General features: G+C 60.8%; 1 protein-coding gene. It reads left to right on the forward strand.

Annotated elements, in window-relative coordinates; translation table 11 throughout:
- Positions 1-1,233, forward strand: a 1,233-nt coding sequence (locus ACQUTD_RS21565) for an autotransporter domain-containing protein (protein WP_473385757.1), incomplete at its 5' end; no start/stop codon positions are given.

Here is a 1,233-nt window from a genome sequence, read left to right on the forward strand (position 1 = left end):
GTGAACGTTGACACCGGCTTTACCGCGGGTACGGCGGACACCTCTGTGACCTTCAACGACGTCTTTGTCGGGGAAGATATTCAGGGTGAGCAGAACATCACCTCCGCCAGCGTGGTCTGGACAGCGGAAGGTGAGAAGGACGCCAGCGGTAACGTGGATGTCACCATGACCAAAAACGCCTATGCGGACGTGGCGGGCGATGCGAGTGTGAACAGCGTGGCGAATGCACTGGATGCGGCCTACACCAGCAACGAGCTGTACAACAGCCTGAACCTGGCAACCAGCGCGGAGCTGACCAGCGCCCTGAAGCAGATATCTGGCAGCAAGGCGACCGGCGTATCCCGCGATGCGCGTATCCTGAGCAACCGCTTCGACATGCTGGCGGACACGGCACCGGTGATGAATAACGGTCTGGCGTTCAACGTGGTGGCGAAGGGTGACAAGCGTGCCGAGCTGGGTAATGACACCACCTACGACATGCTGGCGCTGCGCCAGAGCCTGGCGTTCGGTGACAACCAGACGCTGACCATGGAGTACGGTATCGCCCGTCTGGACGGTGATGGTAATGCGATGAGCGCCGGCGACAACGGCGTGACGGGCGGTTACAGCCAGTTCCTGGGGCTGAAGCACAGCCTGCCGCTGACGGAAGGCGGCCTGAACTGGGATAACGCCCTGCGTTATGACGTGCATAACTTCGACAGCAACCGTGCGGTACGTTACGGCGACGTGAACAAAACGGCGAACGCCGACACCCGCCAGCAGTACATGGAGTTTCGTACCGAAGGGTCAAAAGCCTTCAAGGTGCAGGAAGGCCTGACGGTAACGCCGTTTGCCGGTCTGAAAATGCGTCACACCATGGAAGACGGCTACAGCGAGAAAGGCGCGGGCGACTTCAACCTGAGCATGAGCAGCAGCAGCGAAACGGCGGTTGATGCGGTGGTGGGCCTGAAGCTGAGCTACGCAGGTGAAGACGGCTGGGCAGCGACAGCGTCGCTGGAAGGCGGCCCGAACCTGAGCTATGCGAAGAGCAAGCGCACGGCTTCTCTGGCGGGTGCCAGAGGCCAGACGTTCAGCGTTGACGATGCCCAGCAGGGCGGTGGCGTGAACGGCCAGGCGATGGCGGGCGTGAAGTACAGCGCCGGTAACGCGCAGTTCACGGCGGATGCCTTCCAGTGGCAGGAAGATGGCGTGAAGGACAAGGGCTTTATGCTGAACTACAAGTATAAGTTCTGA

The sequence above is a fragment of the Enterobacter sp. K510 genome, assembly GCF_055804875.1.